The organism is Niabella beijingensis (genome assembly GCF_020034665.1).
In the GTDB taxonomy this organism is placed as follows: domain Bacteria; phylum Bacteroidota; class Bacteroidia; order Chitinophagales; family Chitinophagaceae; genus Niabella; species Niabella beijingensis.
The window spans coordinates 3,318,319-3,342,494 of sequence record NZ_JAIQDI010000001.1 but is presented as its reverse complement, the minus strand read 5'-3'; the positions used below and the strand labels follow the sequence as shown (position 1 = coordinate 3,342,494).

Below are 24,176 nucleotides of genomic sequence, written 5' to 3'. Positions count from 1 at the left end.
TTTGTTTTAGATATTGAATCTGGCGAAATTAAGAAAATATCACATATTCCGGCGGTATTGCCCGCCAACTTCGTACAGCGCATGAGTAATCTGCCCCAGGGAACAGGTCTTCACACAATCCATCAGCACATCAAAAAGATTCGCTCCGGATATAGCCGCCTCTTTCAGCCGGGTAATTGATTCCGCGCTCTTTGTTTTATTCGCATCCTGAAACTGCTCCAGGTTATGGATCTGCTGCTCCTTTTCCGCCACTTCGCTCCGGATCACCTCATCGGGCATTACCGTGGGGCTGCCCTGTTTATTCAGAAACGTATTCACGCCTACCAGGGGCAGGCTGCCATCGTTCTTTTTCATTTCATAATAAAGACTTTCTTCCTGGATCTTATTACGCTGGTACATCCGCTCCATCGCCCCCAGTACTCCACCGCGCTCGTTGATCCGGTCAAACTCCATCAGTACGGCCTCTTCCACCAGGTCTGTCAGTTCCTCGATGGCAAAACTCCCCTGTATAAAGTTCTCCGTTTTAACCGTTCCCAGTTCCCGGTTGATGATCAGCTGGATGGCCATGGCCCGGCGTACACTTTCTTCGGTGGGTGTTGTAATGGCCTCGTCGTAGGCATTTGTGTGCAGCGAGTTACAGTTATCATAGATCGCATACAACGCCTGCAACGTAGTGCGGATATCGTTAAAATCAATTTCCTGTGCGTGGAGGCTGCGTCCTGATGTCTGGATATGGTATTTCAGTTTCTGGGACCGTTCATTGCCTTTATAAACATTTTTAATGGCCTTGGCCCAGATGCGGCGCGCCACACGGCCGATAACACTGTATTCCGGATCCATACCGTTGCTGAAAAAGAAAGACAGGTTGGGTGCAAAATCATCGATATGCATACCCCGGCTCAGGTAATACTCCACATACGTGAACCCGTTGGCCAGTGTAAATGCCAGTTGTGTAACCGGGTTGGCCCCTGCTTCAGCAATATGATAACCGCTGATGCTGACGCTGTAAAAATTACGCACCTTGTTCTGTATGAAATATTCCTGAACATCCCCCATCAGCTTCAGCGCAAACTCGGTTGAAAAGATACAGGTATTCTGTGCCTGGTCTTCTTTTAAAATATCGGCCTGAACCGTGCCTCTTACTTTTGTGAGTGTAGCTGCCCTGATAGCCGCATATTGCCCCGTTTCCAGCACTTCATCCCCGCTCAGTCCCAGCAGCTGCAGCCCCAGTCCGTTATTCCCTTCCGGTAAACCACCGGGGAATAACGGGTTGTGGTATTGAGGACTGTGTCCGTTTTCAAATTTCTTCTTACGGATGATCGCCACCCGATCCCATAGCTGATGTTCCGTGATGTACTTTTCACATTGCTGGTCAATGGCTGCATTGAGAAAAAAGGCCAGCAGGATCGGTGCCGGACCATTGATGGTCATGGATACCGAAGTGGCAGGATCACAGAGATCGAAACCGCTGTACAGTTTTTTTGCATCATCTACTGTGGCAATGCTCACACCGCTGTTGCCGATCTTCCCGTAAATATCCGGACGGTGTCCGGGGTCTTCCCCATACAGGGTTACGCTGTCGAATGCCGTACTCAGGCGCTTTGCAGCAGCATCGGCACTTACATAATGAAACCGTTTGTTGGTACGTTCCGGGCTGCCCTCACCGGCAAACATCCGGGTGGGGTCCTCTCCTTCCCGCTTCAGGTCGAACACACCGGCGGTAAACGGAAATCTTCCGGGCAGGTTTTCCTGAAGCTGCCATTTTAAAATATCGCCCCAGTCTTTGTAGCGGGGGAGAACAATTTTTTTTATAATGGTGCCGCTTAAAGAGGTTCCGGTCAGCGGAAGCCGGATCGTCTTATCCCTTACCGAAAATTCAAACGCGTCCTGATCGTATTTCGCTTTCAGATCCGGCCATTGCTGCAGCATTTCCAGCAGCTCCGGTTCCAGTTGCTGCTGCAGCTGATCGTATTGTTCCTTAAGTGCCTGTTTTATGATAGAATTTGATTCCATTGATGTTCATTTATCTCCGGCAACCGGCCTGATGCCCTTGCCGGTTCCTGATCATTGCTGTTGATCCCCGTATAATTCCAGTACGCCCTTCAGCTGGTATAATTTTGTTGCAATACCCGCCTGATCGTTTACCCGGCCGTTATAACTGCGGATCGAATCAGCGATCTCAGACAGGTAGCGCACCCTTTTCCCGGGAATAACGGACCGGTCCAGCTGCACCGTATGTTGAAAGGAAAGCGCTTCATCAAAAGCGGTCCCGCATTTTTTATTCAGGGTTTGGATGACCTTCAAAAATAATTCATTCACTCCCGGGTCATTGAATTTAGCCGCAACGGTGCCGGTTACCGGCAGGTCTTCATCCGCTGCATTCCACAACTGGTGGTTCCTGCGGTATTGCTTTTTTACTTCGATGAGCGCATCTGCCGCCCCGGCTTTATCAAATTTATTAATGCAGATCAGGTCGGCATAATCCAGCATATTGATCTTCTCCAGCTGGGAGGCTGCGCCGTATTCCGGTGTCATTACATACATGCTTACATCCACATGGTCCACAATGGAAGCATCGCTTTGTCCCACACCGGCGCTTTCCAGGATGATCAGATCAAACCCGGCCTTCCTGCAAACATCCAGCGCGTGCTGCACGGTCTTGCTCAGCGCCACATGATCATCGCGCGTAGCCATAGAACGCATATAAGCCCGGGGATGGGCAATGGCATTCATACGGATCCGGTCGCCCAGCAAGGCCCCGCCCGTTTTTTTCCGCGAGGGGTCTACAGAGATGACCGCGATGGTCTTATCGGTATACTGATTCAGGAAACGGCGTACCAGTTCGTCTGTAACGGACGACTTCCCCGCGCCCCCGGTACCGGTGATGCCCAATACCGGCACCCCTGCTGTTTTGTCCGTATCCCCTGCATCTGCGCTGCTCCCGTTCCCTCTTTCCGCAAGTGTTATGGCCCGCGCTATGGCACGGATCTCCTTTTGCTCCTTCAGCGGTGGTTGTCCGTTCCAGAGATCCGAGGCTTTATTGAACGCCGCCATGGATTCCGGTGATGCCGCAATACGGATGAGGTCATCGATCATGCCTTCCAGTCCCAGCCTCCTGCCGTCATCCGGGCTGTAGATCCTGGTGGCGCCGTATGCATGCAGTTCTTCGATCTCCTGTGGCAGGATGGTGCCGCCGCCGCCGCCAAAGATCTTTATATGGCCGCATCCGGCCTCCTGCAGCAGGTCTTTCATATATTTGAAGAACTCGATGTGCCCGCCCTGGTAACTGGTGATGGCAATGGCATGCGCATCCTCTTCGATCGCACATTCCACAATTTCCTGTACTCCCCGGTTATGACCCAGGTGGATAATTTCCACACCCTTCGACTGCAAAATGCGGCGCATGATATTTATGGCGGCATCATGCCCGTCGAATAATGATGCTGCTGTTACAACCCGTAATGTATCCTTTTCCATTTTTCACCGAACAATTGTTAGCAAAAATAGGAAAATACAGGCTGTTTCCTGCCTAAGTGTGTAATTTTGAGACCGATGAATCAGCGCGAACTTTTTTTAAGACATGTAGGGCAGACCTCCCTGGCACCGCTGGCCTTAGAGATCTCCAGTGCGCGGGGCTGCCATCTTTTCGATGTAAATAACAAAGAATATATAGATCTTATCGGTGGCATCAGTGTTGCCAATACCGGGCATGGTCATCCGGCTGTGCGCGAAGCGATCGATCAACAACTGGACCGTTACCTGCATGTAATGGTGTATGGGGAGGTGATCCAGAGCCCGCAGGTACAATATGCCCGGCTCCTTACGGATCACCTTCCGGACACATTGAACTCCGTTTATTTTACCAACTCGGGGGCAGAGGCAGTAGAGGGCGCTATGAAACTGGCGAAGCGCTATACCGGGCGCACCCGGATCATTGCTGCAAAAAATTCTTACCATGGATCCACACAAGGAGCTTTAAGCATCATCGGGGATGAATACTGGCGCAATGCCTATCGCCCGCTGTTGCCGGATATCCTGCACATCGACTATAACAGTTACAGCTGGCTGGATCAGATCGATGATTCGACAGCCTGTGTGATCCTGGAAACCATACAGGCGGAGGGAGGTGTTATTGCCCCGGATCCGCACTGGCTGCAGGCCGTAAGAAAACGATGCACGGAAACCCGCACATTGCTGGTCCTGGATGAGATACAGGCCGGTTTTGGCCGTACCGGGAAACTTTGGGGTTTTGAACATTTTGGTATTGTACCTGATATCCTGCTTTTAGGCAAGGCCCTGGGCGGCGGTATGCCGCTGGGTGCGTTCGTAAGTAACCGGGATATTATGATAACCCTGGCCGACAACCCTGTACTGGGGCATATCACTACTTTTGGCGGGCATCCTGTTTCCTGTGCTGCCGGGCAGGCGGCACTGCAGGTATTACTGAATGAGTCGCTTCCGCAAAGCGTATCCCAAAAGGAACAACTTTTTCTTTCGCTGCTGCGGCATCCGTCGATAAAGAGCATCCGCTCCTTTGGCTTGTGGATGGCCGTGGAATTTGACTCCTTTGAAACCAATAAAAAGGTCATTGACCGGTTATTGCAACATGAGGGAACCGGCGTGTTTACCGACTGGTTCTTATTTGCTGCATCCTGCTTCCGTATCTGTCCGCCGCTGACCATCACCAGCGAAGAAATAAACAAGGCATGCCGGATCATTAACAGCGTGCTGGATCAAATACATCTTTAAAAGGACCTTATAAAAAATGAACGACCAGGAAAAAATCAATGCGGCATTAAAGGCCGTATCCTTTGTAACGGGCGGGCAAATTGTTGGACTGGGAACGGGTTCCACCGCCTATTTTGCCATTTGTGAAATAGGTAAAATGGTTCGGGAGGGCTTGCAGATACAGGCCATTCCCACATCGGAGGCAACCCGGCAGCTGGCAATAGAATGGCAGATCCCGCTGGCAGACATTAATACTGTTCAGCAGATCGATATTACCATTGACGGGGCAGACGAATTCACCCGCGACCTGCAACTGATCAAAGGCGGCGGTGGTGCGCTGCTGCGTGAAAAAATTGTAGCGTCCATTACAACCACCCAGATCATCATCGCGGATGGTTCCAAAGAGGTGGAACAATTAGGGGCTTTTAAAGTTCCGATAGAAGTAATCCCCTTTGCGGTGAATGCGGTAACAAAACGGCTGCATTTACTCAAAGGCAATGCCACATTGCGCCATAAAAACGGGAACGCATTTCAGACAGACCAGGGTAATTTTATTCTTGATGTCGACTTCGGACTGATCAACGCCCCGGCCGCATTGGCAAAGGAGCTGGATCATATCACCGGGATTGTAGAACATGGTCTGTTTATAGACCTGGCTGCAATGGTCATCTGCGGCAAAGGAGATGCCCTGGAGATCTACGAGGCCGCAAAAAAATAGCACCGGTCAAAGGTTCAGCCGGATACTGCCGAACACGCCAAACCGTTCGGTAGTCTTAAGCGGGTCATTTGGCAGCAGGCGCCAGATAAAATCCACGCGCAGGAAATGAAGGATATTATCGATCCCCGTTCCCACTTCCAGGTAGGTCTTGCCGTCCAGCGACTGGAAATTATGGCCTTCTTTAAAATTCAATGCCTTGTTCTCCGCTGAAAGCGATCCCCAAAGGGCCTTGACGGTATAGAACTGCCGGAACTTAAGCGCCGGGATCGCCTTGAAGATGCCATTGCCTATATTGTGCTCAAAATTGATGCCCAGGAACTGGTCATGAATAAACTCATAGCGGTTCATCATATTGAACGCATATTTGTTGTAATAATAAAGCTCATTACCCGGCGCCACATTTAAAAACGTATAAGGCAATGTGCCAAAAGTTTTACCTCCGTAAGCCTGGTAGGAGATGATGCCGAACGGCGGCGTTTTTATATTATCGGATACACTTCCCTGGATCTTTGTGTAATTATACCGCCCGCCCAGCAATCCTGAAACGCCTTTTGAAAGAGTGGCTTCCACAATGGGGTAAGGACTGCCGAGGCTGCTTCTGTAAAAATGGGATTCAATAAATTTTTCCTGGAAAGCATACCGGAGCCGCAGCGAAACTTCTGTTGCCCGCAGCGGATGAGTGCCGGTACCGAATGAATCGGCCGGCACCAGGTTCTTTAAAGGCGTATAGGTACGGGAATTCAGGCCCAGCAAGGTAGAAAAGCCGCCGCGGGTCTCATTGAAAAATTCAAACTGCCATTTTTCCAGGCTGATAAACTTCAGCGGAATATTGGGTTTCCTTATCGCAAAGGCAAAAATATTATCCGAAGTGATCTCCCCGAAATAAACCTGCCCGAAGTCAAGATCCTTTTTATACCCGAGATACCAGTATTGCCGGGGATCCTTTTTAGGCAGGTAGAACAATTCTCCTTCCCCTTTTAGTTTTTTATCGCCAAATCCATATGCCAGGTAGGTGTGCCACCGGAATTTTTTATTAAAATGTTTGTTACTCGCTATATCAAACCGTGTCCGGAACCCTTCCCACGCATTACCGGTAAACCAGTTATAGGCCGATCCGAGTTCAACGTTACCGATGTTGATATAGCCTGTGGCCAGAAACCCAACCTGCTTGGTGATCTTCCGGAAAGGAGCAGCATTTACAATAGTGTCCATCATTTTAATGATCCCCATTTCCGTTGCGGTGAGCCCTTCATGCCGCGCACTGTCCCAGTACATGCGGTCCTTTTGTCCAGAACCCGCTTTAATGATTATTTCCTCCTGCAGCTTATTTTGCAGCAACCGGTTCCGTACTATGGTATCATTTACCAGCACATGCTGGTAGGTGCTTGTTTTGCGACCGATGATCCCCGGCACGCGGTTACTAAAAGGAGAGAAATCGACCACCAGCTTATCTTTTGCGATGAACCAGGTGCTGTCATTGATCTTTTTATATTCCTGTATCAGGCTGAGACGTTCCAGGAAATTGATGTCCGCTTTTTTGTCAAGCCGGAGGTTCATTTTTTGTACGGCAAAACTGCCCCCTTCCACCCAGCAGTCGCCCTCAAATGTATTCATACCCTGACGCCGCGGTGTAAATACCAGGTGATAATATTTGATTCCCCCGATCCGCTGGGTATCGCTCAAATTGTATTTATAATAAAAATCACCATTGCTGCTTACAGGGCTGATAAATTCTTTATTGAAGACATTGATAAAATCATTGTAAATATTGATCACCTGGTCCATTCCTCCCAGGAATTTCACCATGCTTTCGTTCTTTATACCGTTGGTGTTGACGCCTTTTATTTCCTCCCGCCGGCGCAGGGGTTTTTTCTGAAAATAATAGTCCGAGATCGATTCGGTCAGGTAGGTTGGTAATACTTTAACGCCTTCCGAACTGTCCAGGTTTTTTTTGATCAGTTCATTCATCGGCCGGAAGGGCTTTATATTGGCAATCTTCTGGATGCTTTTGATGTTCTTCAGGTCCATTTCCAGCTTATTGTATAATTCATAATAAAAATTATCAAACCGCCGGAAACGGTCATTCTGTGGTTTATGCTTTACGATATTTTTCCAAAGCCAGAGGCCCATATCCACTTTTGCCCGTACCACCACACCATCGTCATATGTTCTTGGTTCCAGGTAAATGAACATTCCTTTTTTCAGACTGCCCACTGCCATCGTTTTTGATTCATACCCTACGGTTGATATTTCCAGGCTATCCGAAGGCCAGTTGTCGGCTTCAAAATGGAAATTCCCCGCCGAGTCTGCAATAAAACCGGCATTTGTATTTTTAAACTGGAAGGAAACGAACGGAACCAACTCTTCGCTGTGCCGGTCCCTTACCACGCCGGAAATACTGTTTTGTCCCCAAACAACGACACCGGACAACAAGATCAACCCACAACAAAAAGCCCATCGCAGCATTCTCATACCTTCAGGGGTTTTTCAAAACATTCAGTTATGTTCATGCGTATATTTGTTTGTATTGATACGACCAGCCTGACCACCCGGGGTTGATCGTTGGAATTTAAATAACTCATTTTAAGACCAGTTTCATTTTCACAGCCTAAAAATAAACTAAAGATTGATTATGTTACACATCCATCGTTTTGTCTTCAACCCTTTTCAGGAAAATACCTATATCCTTTACAATGAGACCGGAAAAGCCCTTATTATCGACCCCGGGTTTTCTGATGAAACGGAGCGGGATCAGTTTGTCCGGTTTATTGACGAGAAAAAACTGCAACCGGTTTACCTGCTGAATACGCATTGTCATATTGATCATATCCTGGGCAACCAGTTTGTACACGATACCTGGAAACTTCCGCTACACATCCATAAAGGGGAACAGGTCGTGCTACAATCCGGTCCGCAGGTAGCTGAGATGTATGGGTTCTCCCTGGCTCCTTTTACCGGCGCGCTGGTATTTCTGGATGAAGCGGATACGATAACCCTGGGAGATGATAGCATCAGTTTACTTTTTACGCCGGGTCATTCGCCCGCCAGTCTTTCTTTTTACAACAAGGACAGCGGTATTGTTATCAGCGGGGACACACTTTTCAGCGGAAGCATCGGGCGCACGGACCTGCCCGGCGGAAATTTTGATACATTGGAACAATCGATCCGGACCAAATTATATACGCTGCCGGATACAACCAAGGTATATTCCGGCCACGGACCGGGGACGAGTATCGGGTTTGAAAAAAAGAACAACCCCTTTATCCAGGAATAAATCCGGGAAAAAGGGGTGGAATACTGTATATAGAACCGGTTAATACCGGCGGATCTGTTCTTTCAGCAATTTGCGGGCAAAGTGGATCCTGCTTTTGATGGTTCCCAACGGCTCTTTAAGATATTCCGCTATTTCCTGATATTTATATCCTTCAAAATAAAGCCGGAAGGGTATTTTAAATGTCTCGGGTAATCCTTCAATTGCTGTATTGATCTCCTTTTCCCTCAGGGAGCTTTCTGCCGTATTTACAACCGATACCTGGCTCATATTGATCAGGTAGTCTTCCGGTGTACTGTCCAGAATGGTCTTGCGTTTTACATTTCTGCGGTAATCATTGATAAAGATATTCCGCATGATCGTAAAAAGCCAGGCTTTGATATTGGTTCCGGAGTTGTACTTTTCTGAGTTGGCCAGTGCTTTATACAAGGTTTCCTGGTAAAGGTCATTGGCTGATTCTGAATTCTTTGTAAGATTAACTGCAAAGGGTTTCAGGAAATCAGCATTGTCCACCAACAGTTCATTAAATTCTTTATTTGCCATAAACCCGCCTTTTTGAAATTTGTCTAAATTAATGCATTACGTGATAAGCGCAATGCCGCCGGTCCAATTATAACAAAAAGTTTACCGTTTCTCCGGTGCTGACATCCCGGCAGGATCCCTGATTATAAACTGTCATTTAGCAGGCGTCCGCTTGTCAGTAATTCATGAAGTTTAATGGGTATTTCCAGGCTTTTCAGGCGTTCCATATGACCTTCATGATGCAGATCCGTTCCCACAAATGAATAAAAATCATGCTCCAGCAGGTATTGTGCGATCTCCCGTACCCGCGATCCGTATCCCCCAGTTATGGAGAGCAGGTTCAGCTGGAAGAGTACACCATTATCCCGGATCTCCTGAAAGAGATCCCAGTTTTTATAGAGATAGATATACCGCTCGGGATGCGCCAATATGGGTTGATAACCAGCCATTTGCACCTCAAAAAGAATATCTTTCATGGACATGGAACGGTGCATCGTAGAAAATTCGGTTAACACGAGGTTATCCCGGATCGTCAGCAGCCGTTCTTTTTTGCGCAGCAGTTCCAGTACATGTTCATCCAGGAAGTATTCGGCAGCCGCATCGATCTCTATATCCACCTGGTTTTCTTTCAATGCCATCCGCAGCTGATCCAGTTTACCGGAAATAATTTCCGGGGTGTTCTTGTACAGGTCCCAAAGTATGTGAGGGGTTGTGATCAATCTGGTGTATCCCAGTTCCTGGTAGCCCCGGATCAGCGCTATCGATGTTTCAAGATCAGGAGCGCCGTCATCAATTCCCGGAAGCAGGTGCGAGTGCATATCCGTCTTCACCAGGGAGTAATCCATTTTTACTTTCCTGTGTTTTTTTGAAAAAAGGCTAAACATAAACTGATAAATTCTGGCAAAGATAAATAACCCTGCAGGCTATTTTTGCAATAAAGAATAATAGAGATTTCTGAAATCGGAAGCCAGCCGCCGCACACCAAACCGCTCAGCCGCAAAACCGGCACCCTGTTTTCCCATACGGTTTCTCAACGTATCGTCGTTTATAAGTGTCAGCAGGTGGTCAAACAGCAGTTGTTTGTTGTTGATCGGTGCCAGGAATCCTGTTTCGTGTTCGATAATAGCGTCCTTTACGCCCCCCACATCGGTTGAGACGACCGGTCTACCTGCCGCCTGCGCTTCTATCAGGCTTACCGGGGTACCCTCATTCAGTGAGGTAAGACAGGCAATATCCAGCCCTGCATTCACCACGTCGATATCCGACCTCCAGGAGGTAAAGATCAGTGGACGGTCCTGCAACGGCTCGCCGCTCAGGCAATAGGGAATATTCAGCGCCACTGCCCTGGCCTGAATATGCGGATTTGAGGTACCGTCTCCCACAATAAAAGCTTTTACTTTTTTGGTGGTATTGGCAAGCACATAAGCCAGTGCCTCCAGGAAAAGGTCATGATTTTTAACAGGGACCAGCCGGCCCGTAATGCCGATCGCTATTTCATCATCGGCCAGTCCGAACTCTTCGCGGAAGGCTTTCCGTTTTTGTGCGTTGTCTTCCATAAAACGTTCCAGCTGGAAGCCCAGTGGAATGATATGAAATTTATTTTCCTTAGCCACGCGGTACTGCCCTACAAGCTCCTCTTTTTGTTCCTGGCTGATCGCAATCAGGGCAGTGCTTTTCCGCGCCAGGTACCGCTCGATATTCAGGAACACCTGGGTTTTCGGTTTATTAAAGTAAGAATGGAACACATGTCCGTGAAAGGTATGTACTACTACGGGAACTTTCATATGATGCGCTGCCAGGCGGCCCACTGTTCCCGGTTTTGCAGCATGGGTATGGACAATGTCCGGTTTAAACTGTTTGATTATTTCAGTGATCTTATGGTAGGCGCGGTAGTCCTTCCAGGGATGAATGGAGCGTCCCATTTCAGGTACCAGCAGTGGCTTAATGCCCATTTTCTCCGCCAGGAACCCGGCATCCTGCTCATGGTATTCTTTCTCGCCCACAATCAGAAGTGTTTCAAAATCCGGTTCCAGAAATTTAGTCAGATTAAGCACGTTAAAAACCGGACCTCCCGTTATCAGTCGGTTGTGGATTCGGAGTATTCTAGGCATTCCATAACAGATTTACGCTTTTTCAAACAAAACAGGAATGACTCTCATAATGTATACCTTTACCCTGTTCCGATTAACCAGCTGGTTTGCCGCACAAGGTAAGAAACTTTTATTGAAAATATACTGCAAATTAAAGGGATACATAAAAGGCATTACTCAAAATAGAATTTGTTGTCCTTTTACATCAGGACCATCCTTTTTCAGAATACAAGTGTTTGAAATATTCATAGGTTCTCTTCAACCCTTCCTCTCTTGATACAACAGGCTCCCAGTTCAGAAGATTCCTGGCTTTGGTAATATCAGGCTGCCGCTTTCTGGGATCATCGACAGGTAAGGGCAGGTAAGCAATTTTAACCTTATTTCCGGTTAAATGTAATATTTCATTTGCAAATGTCAGCAATGAAACCTCATCAGGATTGCCAATATTAACCGGAAGACAGTAATCACTCAGCAATAACTTATAAACACCTTCTATCAGATCCGATACAAAACAAAAACTGCGTGTTTGTGTTCCGTCGCCGAATACGGTAAGGTCCTCCCCCTTTAGTGCCTGACCAATAAAGGCCGGCAGGGCCCGGCCGTCGTTCAAGCGCATTCTTGGACCGTAAGTGTTAAAGATTCGAACAATACGTGTATCCACTCCGTGAAAATTATGATACGCCATTGTCAGCGATTCCATATACCGCTTCGCTTCATCATATACACCGCGCGGTCCGACAGGATTTACGTTGCCCCAGTATTCCTCATTCTGTGGATGTACTAATGGATCACCGTATACTTCGCTGGTGGAAGCCACGAGAATACGAGCCTTTTTATCCTTAGCCAGCCCCAGACAATTGTGTGTCCCCATAGCGCCCACTTTCAATGTCTGTATCGGGATCTTTAAGTAATCAACAGGACTCGCCGGTGAAGCAAAATGGAGAATATAATCCAGCTGGCCGGGAATATGAATGTATTTGGTTACATCATGATGATAAAACTCGAAAGCGGCATTGGGAAGCAAATGCTCGAGATTCTTTAAAGTTCCCGTAATCAGGTTATCCATTGCAATAACATGACATCCGTCTGCTATAAACTTATCGCAAAGATGTGAGCCCAGAAATCCTGCAGCACCGGTAATCAAAACGCGTTTTTCCATAGCCAAAATTAACCACATAAAAGTAAATAAAGCAACACTACTAAAAAGCGGCCATTCCGTGAAAGAAGGTTAAATAGCCTAGCCGTATCGTTTTTTCCGCAGCGAGTTTTGAAATATCCCAGGAACCTTTTATAGATGACGACAGAATACATTAATTTTACCTCTAAAATCACCCACTGTAATGATGCAAAATATAACACTGCTGGATTATGCGATTCTTCCATTTGTGTTAGCATTTGTTTATGCGATTGCCATACGCTATCGCAATAAACATTATCACTCTGGACATCCTTATCGGTCATATTTTATTCCCGCCTTCACAGTTAAAATTTGTGGAGCACTGTTTATTGGGCTGATTTATGAATATTATTATGGAGGAGGAGGCGATACGATGGGGTATTTTCATCATGCTAAGATTATTAACAGTTCGTTAAATGACTCTGTTATAAAATGGATTAATTTGATTTTACACATCCCGAACCAAACAACTATCGGCTATTATAACTATATCTCACAAATGATTTGGTATGGCAGTGACACATCTGCGACATCCACCTATTCGGCAGCCTCTATAACAGCTCTATTGAGCTTATTTACAGGCAATACCTATTTACCTACCGCGGTACTATTTGCAGCACTCTCCTTTACAGGAGTTTGGGCGTTATTTCGAACTTTCGCAAACATCTACCCTTTGTTTATTAAACCTATTGCTATTGCTACACTATTTATTCCTAGTGTGGCCGTTTGGGGGTCTGGTATCTTTAAGGATACCATTTGTATCTTCGGGCTTGGCTGGTTAACGTTTGGAGTATTTCAAATGTTGATACAACGAAATTTCAAGTTAACCAATATTATTTTAACAACAATTAGCCTTGTACTCGTAGCACGAGTAAAAATGTACATTTTACTGGCATTTACGCCCGCTTTGCTTTTTTGGGTGCTTTCAGTTTATACTGACCAAATGAAAAATAAAGCCGGCAAATTCCTTCTTAAACTTACCGTTTTTACTATAGCAATTATTGGTTCGTATTATACGATGACGTTCTTAGGTGAAGATTCACTGGGACGCTATTCGCTTGACAATATTGAGGAAACAGCTATGAGAACCCGAAACTGGATTACGTATTCAACAGGAGATGAAGGTTCTACTTACGATTTAGGTCAAATGAATGGGGTTGCTGATATGTTTATCAAATTTCCTTTGGCTGTAAACGTAACACTTTTTCGGCCTTACCTTTGGGAGGGGAAAAAAGTAATCATCCTCATAGCTGCTATTGAATCTGCATTATTCTTATTCCTAACAATCAAGCTTTTATTTGTGGTTGGTATAAAAAGAATATTCAGAACAATTGCTTCTGACCCCACCCTTCAATTTTGCCTGATTTTTGTGCTGATATTTGCGTTTGCTGTCGGTGTCAGTACGGGCAATTTTGGTACGCTATCCCGTTATAAAATCCCCTGCACCCCTTTTTATGCAATTTTCTTGGGCATCATGTATCAAAAAAACAATTTAAGATTTCTAAAATCAACCGGCAAACGGTTTATTTAATGATTATCTGATTTCCACCCAGGTTTATATTTTGAGGATGATTAAAAAGTCCCTTTACGTAGACTTCATCCGCTGATCTTATTTTCGGGATAAATACAATATTTCCCTTTAACGTTGCGCCAAGCACTAACCCCATAAAGTTCTTATTGGGATTTCCAGGATTTTTCAAATAAAATTTGTTGTTTACTAATTTATTCATGCTATCGGCTATCTTATATTGCGAGACAAACCAGAACGGTCTTTTATAATTGATCGAAAATTCACAATCCTTAATCAATATCCGGGAGGCATAATTGGTCTCAATCATAAACTTACTGACAGTATTACCTTTTCCTGCAATATCCTCAAAATAACATTTAATGAATTTTGTAGCATCATTGTCATTCGTTGCCCGGTATCCGTGTACAACCGGTCCGTATATCCTACAATTCAAAAAATTATAATCCGGCGCAGTAACCCAAATGGCCCAATTATCTTTTACATTAAAAACACAATTGCTAAAAGTCATGTTTTTGCTATCACCACGGTCAGCAACCACACCGCACCCTTTATTATTCGAAAATTCACAGAACTCAAACTTTCCATTTCTGACACTTCCCCTTTCAGGTTCAATATCAATTCCGGCTCCCGGCGGCGAAAAAAGACCGCCCTCCCCCGTATTTCCAAACACACATTTATAAACAGACAGCCCATTGCCTGCAATCCAGGAAAGACCCTGGCGTGCATTATACTCAAATTTTGACTCACTTAACTGAATATTATCCGGTACTTTATTTGCATTGGAAATGGTAATACCGTCCTGTCCAAAATGATGTACATAGGTATTCTTAATTCTAACCGATACTGAATTCAATATGTAGATCCCGGTATAAGGCAACTGGATGCCCACATCCCCATATCCACCTCCGATATTCATACTTTTCAGATTCCCATCCAGTTGAATATTCTGAATAAGAACATTCTTGGAATTTTCAATGCGGATACAGTAGCCGGGAAATGCCGCTTTTGTACGATCAAAAAAGTTTCTTTTGACCTCTAATTTTTTTGTTTGTGATTCAAAAGACCCAAACTTTAATCCAGACTCATAAATCAATATAGATTGTCCCTGCCCCTCTATTGTGAAGTTTTCAAATCCGGTTATTTGCACAACATCATCAGGAGAATACAAGTTTTTCTTCTTGGCGCCAAAATTATATACCTGGCGTCCTATCCGATATGTGCCATTCGGAATAATCAATTTGCCATTTCCATGTCTCTTGTCAAAAAAAGCCAGGGCTTTTTTAAATGCTTCATGATCACTTACTTTTCCATTTCCTTTTGCCCCGAATTCTTTAATACTCTTTTCTACAAATGCCTGGCCCTTTGTTGTAACACTATTTACCTGCAAAATGATACATGCGATAAGAACTGATGTATATATTTTCATATCTAACCGGTTGTTTCTTTTAAAGCATAAAATCATTAGCTGTTTTGTTGTCAGCCTTTTTCTCCAGCATGTCTTTCATCTATATTTACTTTCTTTTCCGCATACCACCTGCCTCGAGACATAGACAGTTTATTTTGGACATTTTTATTCAATATTTTAATTACGGGCTTTTCTATATATTTAAAAAAAACAATACTTATGATACAAATAGCAGCAATAAGCAATAAATAGCAGTTATGAACAATAAAACTACTATCCACTCCCTTTCTGAATAATATTTTTGCCAAAGCAGCCACAAAGGGTAAATGCAGCAAGTATAAAGAATAAGAGGCATCTCCTAGAAGTATCCACGTTTTGCTGATGTTTACAGATCGTCTTTGCTCAAACGCAACACATCCCCAAACCAGGAAAAAGGCTGGTACCCCAAAATAAATCACCCGTTGCAAAGCACTGTCCGAAAGAGACACCTTATAAATATCAAGTATTGCTCCTGCAAAAAACAGCACACTTCCAGCCCATATAAGGAGGACTGATCTTCTTTGGAATATCCTTTTATATATTAATGCGATACTTACACCCATAAAAAATTCAATATTCATGGGGAATAATACCACCCCACTCCAGCCCCCCCTATTCCCTTCCGATGATCCCCATATAGAAACCAGCGTCAAAATCAAAACATATCCCATCATTAAAAAAATCAGAACATTTTTACTTCTTATTAAAAACACCAGGGCAAACAAGACATAAAAAAACAATTCATAAGTCAGTGTCCAGCTTACCCCATTAACCATCGTGTGATCCGGCAATAATAAAAAAGTACCCAGAATGTTCTTAATATCAAAACTATAGAGTGTCCTGTAAAAACCTGGCAATAATAATTGCATCATCAAAAAACCAGAGATGATTATCCAATAAGTAGGAAAAATCCGGATAAACCGCTTTGATAAAAATACCGGCAATGCGCCAGGCGTCTCTATATGGTGCACCGAGGTATACGCTATTATAAATCCACTAATAACAAAAAAGATGTCGACACCTGCTCCCCCGAATCGAAAAATTCCTCCGAAAAACTGAAATCCAAAGATCTGCCTGACAGTTTCAGTCACATGCAGTAAAACAACTAAAAGACTTGCAATAGCTCTTAACACCTGGATAGTCTGTATATTTCTATTTTCAACAATATTAGTTGATCTCATCCCAAAAATTGAATTTAAATAGTTACGCCAATTTTCATATTCTACCTATTGAGCTTTAAAAAGCCAATTATACGAAACCTTTAATTATTTATATGTGAAATAACAGCTTATAAATATCACTAAAAAATATTTTTTCATTTTTGATGCTATAAAGACTACCTTGCAATTTTAGTAACCTTTTTTACGACTAAAGATATTTACAAAATGAAAATAGCAATAAATGCTAGTTTTTATGGACCTCGTACCGGAGGAATAGGGACATATATATACAACCTCATTACACATCTGGAACAAGTAGATGTAACTAATGATTATATTATTTATTTGGCAAAAGATTATTTCAAGTATGGTACTGAGAAATTGCCCCAAAGATGGAAATTCAAAGCAACTCCATTTGCATCAAATAGTAAGATAAAAAGAAGTATAACGGAAAATAAATTTTGGTTAAAGGAAGAAAAAGATGAGCAGTTTGACGTGTTTCATTCTCCCTTTTTTCATTCCCCCAAACTAAAACATGCGAAAACCATATTAACTGTTCATGATATGCGATTTGAACGCTACCCGAAAACTTATTCACCGCTTAGATATTTATTTTTAAAGTATAAAGTAAAAAAATCAATCGAGAGAGCAAATAAAATAATTGCAATATCTCAATTTACCAAAGATGAGCTACTTTACTTTTATAAAATTGACGATAAAAAAGTCAAAGTAATTCACGAAGCGATAAATTTTGATGATTTTCGAGACAATGATAACACGAGCCCTTCCGATTTACTTTCAGGGCTGATCAGCAACAGATATATATTATCCGTTGGACATATAGAACCCAGAAAAAATTATATTAACTTAATAAGAGCATTTAATATGCTGTTAAAAACAAATAATCAGCTGGCAGACTTGAAGCTTGTGATAGTTGGAAAGCGGCAACACAATTACGTAAAGGTTATTAAATTAATAAATCAGAATAAAAATATTATTTACACCGACTTCGTATCTTTTTCAGACTTAAAATGGCTGTATAAGCACGCCGAACTATTTGCTTTCCCATCAATTTATGAAGGCTTTGGCTTTCCACCATTAGAGGCCGCAGCACTTGGCACAGTGTCTACAGTCTCCAATGCTTCCTGTATACCTGAAATATGTGGTGATAGCGTTCTTTACTTTGATCCTTTAAACACACATGATATTGCCAAAAAAATTGAGATCCTTCTGATGGATAAGACCGTGAAAGAAAACTATGGAGATCAATTAAGACTTAATTTGGATAGATTTTCCTGGACTAAAAATGCTAACGAAACTTTGAGTTGTTACAAGTTATTACTAAAAAATGAAGTGAATTGAGAGCACGTTAACGTTACTGCTTTTTATTCGATCCAAATAAAGGTCGATAGTCATTAAATAACCTGTTAAGCGAATAGTGTGCTATTGCATAGTTTCTGGCTTCTGTTGATAATTGAACCCGAAGGGTATTATTTAAAACAAGCTCTATGATTTTTTGGCTCAGGGCCGTCGCATCCTCCCGAGGAAACAACAATCCTGTAACATATGGATGAATCATATTGTTCACTCCCCATACATCCGCACCAACCGTAGGTAACCCACATGCCAGCGCCTGCATGATCGAATTGCTCATTGTTTCGCCATGTGTAGCATGCACGTAAATATCCAGACTGTCCATAAACTTTACCAATGCTTCTTCATTCAACATTCCGCAAAACTCAACATCTGATCCTATGCCCAATGCTTTTGCCAGGTTTTGCAATTCCTCCAATGTTGAACCGTCACCAGCAATTCTCAATTTAAAATCCTTCTCCGGTATTTTCGTTTTAACCAATGCAAAAGCCCTCAACAAAGTAGGATGATCTTTGATCTTTTGCAACCGGCTCTGCATCCCAATCGTAATAGATCGTAAATGTATTTCTTGCTTATGAGGGGCATATATGTCGGTATCAACACCATTAGGAATGATTGTTGCCTTTTTAAAAAGGCGATCAGCCTTTTTAAAATAGGCTTTCGCGCCGTCCAGTGAATCTTTTGTTAAGAAAACAAAATGGTCTGTAACACGTAGTGCCATTCTAAAAAATAACCATTCTGATTTTCTCTTTAAATGATGGGCCTGTGTATCTCTGGTTATTATTATGGTTCGTTTGTGAATCAGGCGGTATAAAGTAACAGGAAGAATTAATGAGGCGCTGTGTAGAAAAATAACATCGGGTTTTAATTTAACAAGGCTATGAAAAACAGAAAAATAGTACCTAAGATCAATTCCCTTTTTCTTCTGGTGGACTTTATAGGGAATATTCATTAAATCGCATCGTTTCAGATAATCGGATCTAACTTCTTCAACTCCATAAAATAATGCTATACTTTGAAATTCGCTGCTAACATCGCTTTTTACTATTGAAAAGAAAACGCTTGCATGTCCTCCCAATCCTCCGTATAAAATGTGGAGAACCCTGCGTTTTTTCTTATTATTTTCCATCTTCTGGTCGAAAACTTTTTGAACTAATATATTACCGCCCCAAATATGAAAACTATCAAACGTATTAAATCCCAGATGCTTCCATTTGACAAGCAATGATAAACAGTACTTTCAAAATGCCGGGAGAATACTTTATTTACACTTATCAATCCATCCACTTTTCATACCACATTTGAAATACCAATATAAACCAGATAACTGCTGCACCGCGTTTGCGCTTATTATAAAAATCGCTTAAAAGCGCTTTTAAATTCTCTGGCTCAAAAATCCCCTGTTTTTTTATAAACGTATCGGAAAAATAATAATCAACCTTATCTTTAAGAAAACCATGCATCCATTTACCAAGGGGAATGGAGAATCCCGATTTAGGCCGATCCAACAATTCTTTAGGCACCAGGTCATAAGCTATTTCCTTAAGAATATGCTTCTGTATTCCAGATTTATACTTATACTCTAAGGGTAATCGGGCGGCCCATTCTATAATGTGCTGATCGAGGAAAGGCTCTCTTCCTTCCAAACCAACACTCATGGTTGCACGGTCTACTTTTTGTAAAATATCATCCACCAAATAAGTTTGATAGTCCATTGCCATCATATAGGGGAACAGGGAAAACCGCTCCCCCTTTAATTCAGTACTGTCAAAAAAAGTATTCACCAATCTTACATCATCTTTAAAAAGGGTCTTGGTACTCTCCCAGTCTATATTTTTCGTTGCAAAATCCATTATTTCCTTCGCCACCGGTTTCAGCTTAAGCAGCTCCTTAGCTTTATTATATCGCAAGGGAAAGCGTTCAATCTTATTTCCTCCAGGTATATATTCAGGCGGAAGTCGGTCCATTACGCTGCTCGCAATTTTCTTTAAGAAACTGGGAGTTTTTATAGCATATCGCATACTATTTTCTGCATAAATATACCGGGTATACCCGGCAAAAATCTCGTCGCCCCCATCTGCTGATAAGGCTACTTTAACATCTTTAGCCGCAATTTTGCTCACTAAGATAGTCGGAATTGCGCTGCTATCTCCAAAAGGTTCGTCATAATAAAACGGGAGGTCTGGAATGATATTCAGAGCTTCCTGTTCAGTACAGTACATTTCGGTATGATCCGTTCCCAGATAATGCGCTATTTCTTTTGCATAAGGGGCTTCATTAAGATTTTGATCGGTCATTCCAATCGTAAAAGTTTTTAACCGCTCGGTTGAATCATGTTGCAATAAAGCTGTGACGCAGGTACTATCAAAGCCGCCGCTTAAAAAAACACCAACGGGTACATCGCTTACCATTCTCAACTGAAAAGCTTTTTTTAAAATATGTCTTGTTTCGTTCTTAGCTTCTTCGAATTCAATTTTAAGTTCCGGTTGATTATAACAATCATACACATTCCAATATTGTTTCTCATTGAGCTTTTTATCTGAAATATTATACTCTATGTAATGCCCTGGTTTGAGTTTGTATGTTTTTTTAAAAATACTGTGAGGGGCAGGTATATAACCATATTGTAAATATAAGGCAAGAGCATCGATATTAATGGCTCTAACATACCGTGAATGACTCATGAGGCTTTTTAGCTCGGATCCAAAAAGCAAGCCCTTGTCATCAACAGAATAATACAAAGGTTTTACTCCAGCTCTGTCACGCGCAATAAACAATTGATGTTTTTCTTTATCATAGATCACAATGGAAAACATTCCAATAAATTCATGTAACATGTTTGCGTCCCATTCCTCATAAGCGTGCAAGATAACTTCTGTGTCACTGGTCGTGTTAAACACATGGCCTTTTAAAGTTAACCGTTCTTTAATCTCTTTAAAATTATAGATCTCCCCATTAAAAACAATGCAATAGGACCGGTACCACATCGGTTGTCCTGCATTATTGCTTAAGTCGATTATTGATAGCCTCGTATGCCCCAAACCGATATGACATTGATCTGTTGAAATAAATTCATAACCAAAGCCATCCGGGCCTCTGTGACGCAGCGTCTTTGTACTTTTAATAATATCTTCCTCTGTTAAAGAACAGGTATAGTCAATAAATCCGGAAAAGCCACACATTGAGTAATAAGTATTATTAGACAATAAATTTTTAAAAGTTAGCGGTTATATCATCCAGAGCAAGGCTCCTTCTTCAACGGATCGCGTTCCGAGATCAGTAACACAGATCGCTCTGACCCATCCGCGCCAGGCGTAGCATGAAAAAGCTATTGTTCCACGATTCATCATCTTATGATCATTTATTGTTGAACCCGTCTTCGTTGCATCAGCTTAGAAGCATACCCTTTCCAATAACTCATAGTTCGATTAAAAAGCCAACCGGCTACTTTAGTAATCCCAATTCCTTTTTTTATTGCCAGTAACGATAGGTTCACATACAATCCGTAATTCTTAAACTGGTCAAAAAATCGCAGGTTTGAAGAAATATTCTGTCCATGCTTTACCCAGATTCCGGATATTTCTTTAGCGACTATTACAGTGTCATTCGGGTTGTTTATACAACTTTTGTATATAGAGTAAATATCAGCTGAGCTGATATTCATCTCATAAAATCCACTTTCGATCGCCTTTTTCCTATTATAAATAATCGACATATGAGAAAAGTTTTGCCGTGAAACCGGGCCGAACACATAGACGCTACCGGTTAAAATAATTTCCTCTCCCGAAAAACAATATTTCGGGTATTCCAGTTTATCCGGGAACTTAACTATATGTGCAGCCTGATAAAATAACACGTTTTCAGCAGTACCTTCCTTAACAATTCTCTTGATCGCATTGGATACAAAAGACGGATTGGTGTAATAGTCATCACCGTCTAAATTCACGACCCAATCAGCACTTGTCAGATTATATAGCAAGTTCCGGTAGTTTGCAAGTCTCCCTAGATTCCTATCGTTTCTCCAATATTTAACCCGGGAATCTGCCAGATATTTCTGAACAACCTCTTTTGTATCATCCGTTGAACAATCATCTGCGATCACAACACTAATATTAGTGTAATCTTGCCGAAGCGCGCTTTCGATACCCAGGGAAATATATTTGCTCTGGTTGTACGTAGGTATCATTATACAAACAGAGGGCATACCCTCTTCAATCATTATTTTTTCATTATGTACTCAATTTCATAACAGGGAAAATTCCTTGACCAACTATCTTCATAAATTTCTTTAAACAAATTACTGCTGTTAATTACAACTTCATAAAATTTTCTAAACATTCTTGTTATTAAAAACGGAGAAGAGAACCGAAGATGAACCGCGTCTAACGTCAGGTCAATATGAACCTGATAATTGGGAACCCTCCGCCGAAACAAGTTGTCCTTGACCAAATATGACATTGAATATAATCCAAAGAAATGCTTATGGGTATAGTCAGAGTAGAAATAAGCATTCGAAAAGTGGGGAACCACAGTCTTAATAACGCCACCATTTTTTAATATACGCTGAAATTCCTGTAACAAAGTTACGATATCCGGAATGTGTTCAAAAAAATGATACGAGTGAATTTCGTCAACCGATTTATCAGGAAAATGAGTTACAATTTCATAGATGTTTCCTACAATATCAACTCCTTCAAAATCCAAGGCATCTATTCCAATCCATTCCGGTTTCTTCTTACCTGGTCCACATCCAACATCAAGCACCACAAATGTCCGTGATTCAATTGTTTCAATTATATTGTGTTTATCATTTATCATAAATTCTAAATCTCTTTGTTAAATAAAAAGCTTGAATTGCAAAACTAAACATATAGTAAGAAGAAATAGCCACTCCTAATCCCCAAAAGCCAAATTTATAGTACACAAAAATCTTTAAGGGAATAAACAAAGTAAAGCAAATAGCCCCAATTCTTGTTGGTGTAACAGTATCCCCCAACGAGTAAAATGTAGAAGAGGTTACGCTTCCCAACACGCCTCCAATCCAAAGTCCGCTCAAAAGCAATAAGGTGTTCCATAGCGAATATACATGATCCGCTGAAAAGTTTTTATACTTAAAGGCTATTGAAAGAAAAAAACGGCCGAAAAGCAAGATCAGCAACGAACAGATGATCGTCATCGCTAATAAAAGCCATAGCCTTGTATAATAAATTTTTTTGGCAGCGCTCAAGTCATCATTTTTACGGGCAACAGCTATTTTAGGCACCATCGTATTTACAAATACTTTTATGAATATCATATTTCCGACAGCGTAGATTTGCTGTGCCAAATTAAAAATAGTAAGCCGCCCGGTTTGCGACTGTGATAAAAAGTACTTATCAACAATAGGATCCGTTTTATAATATAAATTACCCATTAATAAAGGCCGAAGCCTTTTCCATACAACCTTAAAAGTATCTGTTTTAAAATTGGGAATCCTGGGTTTACCAAGGACGCCTGATAAAAAAATCACCTGCAACGTTATTCGGAAGATACTGATCCATGAGATTAGATAGATATCAATCTTTGTTTTAAATAGGAATAGCGCAAGCAGTGCTAACATGTTAGCAAGAATCGCAGTGGTTTCAACAAAAACAAACTTATTTCTGGATGCATGTGCCGCCCAAACGATACTAAGTAAGGCTGACATTACCATCCCAATGAGCTGTATTTTAGTCAGACTAACTGCCAAGATCTGTTTTTCATCCTTAAACCCCGGCAAAAGATAGGTTACCCAATAGGAAGATAAGCTAAAAAGGATTATTCCTAATGCAATAAATACCAACCCGATGGCACAAAAGAAATCCCAGGCCACACTTAAATCTTTTTCCCTATCAAATTCCGAAAAAACGGGAACAAGCACCATGCTTAAGGAGCTACTCAGCATACTCAATATCATCGTTGGTAATGTCATTGCTCCAAAAAAAGCATCTGTTTCAGCGCCAGCTCCTAACAAAACGATCGTATACCATTGAAAAATAAATTGCATTGCAAGATTTACAATAACCAAAACACTAAGCCGGAAATACCCTTGCTTACTTTTCAATGTTTTTATAACACTTTTCACTATTTCAATTTCTGGTTAAATCAGACGATGAGTATTTGTCCGATCAAAAATCCAATCA

19 protein-coding genes are annotated in these 24,176 nt (G+C 42.3%); 5 read left to right on the top strand and 14 right to left on the bottom strand.

Annotation, left to right across the window (positions count from 1 at the left end):
- Positions 1–39 precede the first annotated feature (39 nt).
- Entirely contained in the window at positions 40–2,013 is a 1,974-nt protein-coding gene (locus K7B07_RS14010) for a methylmalonyl-CoA mutase family protein (RefSeq protein ID WP_223710622.1), read from the bottom strand.
- 51 nt (positions 2,014–2,064) lie between these two features.
- The gene (locus K7B07_RS14005) at positions 2,065–3,477 is read right to left on the bottom strand and encodes a cobalamin-dependent protein (RefSeq protein ID WP_223710620.1); all 1,413 of its coding nucleotides are present in this window, start codon (positions 3,475–3,477) and stop codon (positions 2,065–2,067) included.
- A 75-nt stretch (positions 3,478–3,552) separates the two neighbouring features.
- Between K7B07_RS14005 and K7B07_RS14000 the strand changes: the two genes are divergently transcribed.
- Together K7B07_RS14000 and rpiA are read left to right on the top strand one after the other, a co-directional pair.
- Positions 3,553–4,749: an aspartate aminotransferase family protein gene (locus tag K7B07_RS14000; protein WP_223710619.1), complete on the top strand. Its 1,197-nt coding sequence runs from the start codon at positions 3,553–3,555 to the stop codon at positions 4,747–4,749.
- A 16-nt stretch (positions 4,750–4,765) separates the two neighbouring features.
- Positions 4,766–5,446 carry a ribose-5-phosphate isomerase RpiA gene (gene rpiA, locus K7B07_RS13995; protein ID WP_223710617.1) on the top strand — a complete coding sequence of 227 codons (681 nt, stop codon included), beginning with the start codon at positions 4,766–4,768 and terminating at the stop codon, positions 5,444–5,446.
- Positions 5,447–5,452: 6 nt separating this feature from the next.
- Here the strand turns inward: rpiA and K7B07_RS13990 are convergent, their stop codons facing one another.
- On the bottom strand, positions 5,453–7,918 hold the full coding sequence (locus K7B07_RS13990; protein ID WP_223710615.1) for a DUF5686 family protein: 2,466 nt from the start codon (positions 7,916–7,918) through the stop codon (positions 5,453–5,455).
- A gap of 160 nt (positions 7,919–8,078) precedes the next feature.
- Between K7B07_RS13990 and K7B07_RS13985 the strand changes: the two genes are divergently transcribed.
- Positions 8,079–8,720 (top strand): MBL fold metallo-hydrolase, encoded by a 642-nt coding sequence (locus tag K7B07_RS13985; RefSeq protein ID WP_223710614.1) that lies wholly within the window; start codon positions 8,079–8,081, stop codon positions 8,718–8,720.
- Between the two features lie 39 nt (positions 8,721–8,759).
- On the opposite strand, the gene K7B07_RS13980 is transcribed toward K7B07_RS13985, so the two are convergent.
- The 4 genes from K7B07_RS13980 to K7B07_RS13965 all read right to left on the bottom strand — a co-directional run bounded on the left by K7B07_RS13980 (position 8,760) and on the right by K7B07_RS13965 (position 12,488).
- Positions 8,760–9,260 (bottom strand): RNA polymerase sigma factor, encoded by a 501-nt coding sequence (locus tag K7B07_RS13980; protein WP_223710612.1) that lies wholly within the window; start codon positions 9,258–9,260, stop codon positions 8,760–8,762.
- A 122-nt stretch (positions 9,261–9,382) separates the two neighbouring features.
- A complete protein-coding gene (locus tag K7B07_RS13975; RefSeq protein WP_223710610.1) occupies positions 9,383–10,084 on the bottom strand; it encodes a tyrosine-protein phosphatase in 702 nt (233 codons plus the stop codon).
- Positions 10,085–10,162: 78 nt separating this feature from the next.
- Positions 10,163–11,242, bottom strand: coding sequence for a glycosyltransferase (locus K7B07_RS13970; protein ID WP_223710608.1), 1,080 nt, complete (start codon positions 11,240–11,242; stop codon positions 10,163–10,165).
- A 292-nt stretch (positions 11,243–11,534) separates the two neighbouring features.
- Positions 11,535–12,488, bottom strand: a complete 954-nt coding sequence (locus K7B07_RS13965; protein WP_223710607.1) for a UDP-glucuronic acid decarboxylase family protein — start codon at positions 12,486–12,488, stop codon at positions 11,535–11,537.
- A 181-nt stretch (positions 12,489–12,669) separates the two neighbouring features.
- On the opposite strand from K7B07_RS13965, the gene K7B07_RS13960 reads away from it, so the two are divergent.
- Positions 12,670–14,037 (top strand): hypothetical protein, encoded by a 1,368-nt coding sequence (locus K7B07_RS13960; RefSeq protein WP_223710605.1) that lies wholly within the window; start codon positions 12,670–12,672, stop codon positions 14,035–14,037.
- On the opposite strand, the gene K7B07_RS13955 is transcribed toward K7B07_RS13960, so the two are convergent.
- Both K7B07_RS13955 and K7B07_RS13950 read right to left on the bottom strand, forming a co-directional pair.
- A complete protein-coding gene (locus K7B07_RS13955) occupies positions 14,030–15,463 on the bottom strand; it encodes a right-handed parallel beta-helix repeat-containing protein (protein ID WP_223710603.1) in 1,434 nt (477 codons plus the stop codon). The genes K7B07_RS13960 and K7B07_RS13955 overlap by 8 nt on opposite strands.
- 50 nt (positions 15,464–15,513) lie before the next feature.
- A complete protein-coding gene (locus K7B07_RS13950; protein WP_223710602.1) occupies positions 15,514–16,662 on the bottom strand; it encodes an acyltransferase family protein in 1,149 nt (382 codons plus the stop codon).
- Positions 16,663–16,866: 204 nt separating this feature from the next.
- Between K7B07_RS13950 and K7B07_RS13945 the strand changes: the two genes are divergently transcribed.
- A complete protein-coding gene (locus K7B07_RS13945; RefSeq protein WP_223710600.1) occupies positions 16,867–18,003 on the top strand; it encodes a glycosyltransferase family 4 protein in 1,137 nt (378 codons plus the stop codon).
- A gap of 13 nt (positions 18,004–18,016) precedes the next feature.
- On the opposite strand, the gene K7B07_RS13940 is transcribed toward K7B07_RS13945, so the two are convergent.
- The 5 genes from K7B07_RS13940 to K7B07_RS13920 form a co-directional block, all read right to left on the bottom strand.
- Complete coding sequence (locus K7B07_RS13940) at positions 18,017–19,144, bottom strand: glycosyltransferase family 4 protein (RefSeq protein ID WP_223710598.1); 1,128 nt, start codon at positions 19,142–19,144, stop codon at positions 18,017–18,019.
- Positions 19,145–19,289: 145 nt separating this feature from the next.
- Positions 19,290–21,221 carry an asparagine synthase (glutamine-hydrolyzing) gene (gene asnB / locus K7B07_RS13935; RefSeq protein WP_223710596.1) on the bottom strand — a complete coding sequence of 644 codons (1,932 nt, stop codon included), beginning with the start codon at positions 21,219–21,221 and terminating at the stop codon, positions 19,290–19,292.
- A gap of 155 nt (positions 21,222–21,376) precedes the next feature.
- Positions 21,377–22,234, bottom strand: coding sequence for a glycosyltransferase family 2 protein (locus tag K7B07_RS13930; RefSeq protein ID WP_223710594.1), 858 nt, complete (start codon positions 22,232–22,234; stop codon positions 21,377–21,379).
- Entirely contained in the window at positions 22,234–22,833 is a 600-nt protein-coding gene (locus K7B07_RS13925; protein ID WP_223710592.1) for a class I SAM-dependent methyltransferase, read from the bottom strand. Before K7B07_RS13925 ends, K7B07_RS13930 begins: the two co-directional genes overlap by 1 nt.
- On the bottom strand, positions 22,823–24,097 hold the full coding sequence (locus K7B07_RS13920; RefSeq protein ID WP_223710591.1) for a lipid II flippase MurJ: 1,275 nt from the start codon (positions 24,095–24,097) through the stop codon (positions 22,823–22,825). Before K7B07_RS13920 ends, K7B07_RS13925 begins: the two co-directional genes overlap by 11 nt.
- Between the last annotated feature and the right edge of the window lie 79 nt (positions 24,098–24,176).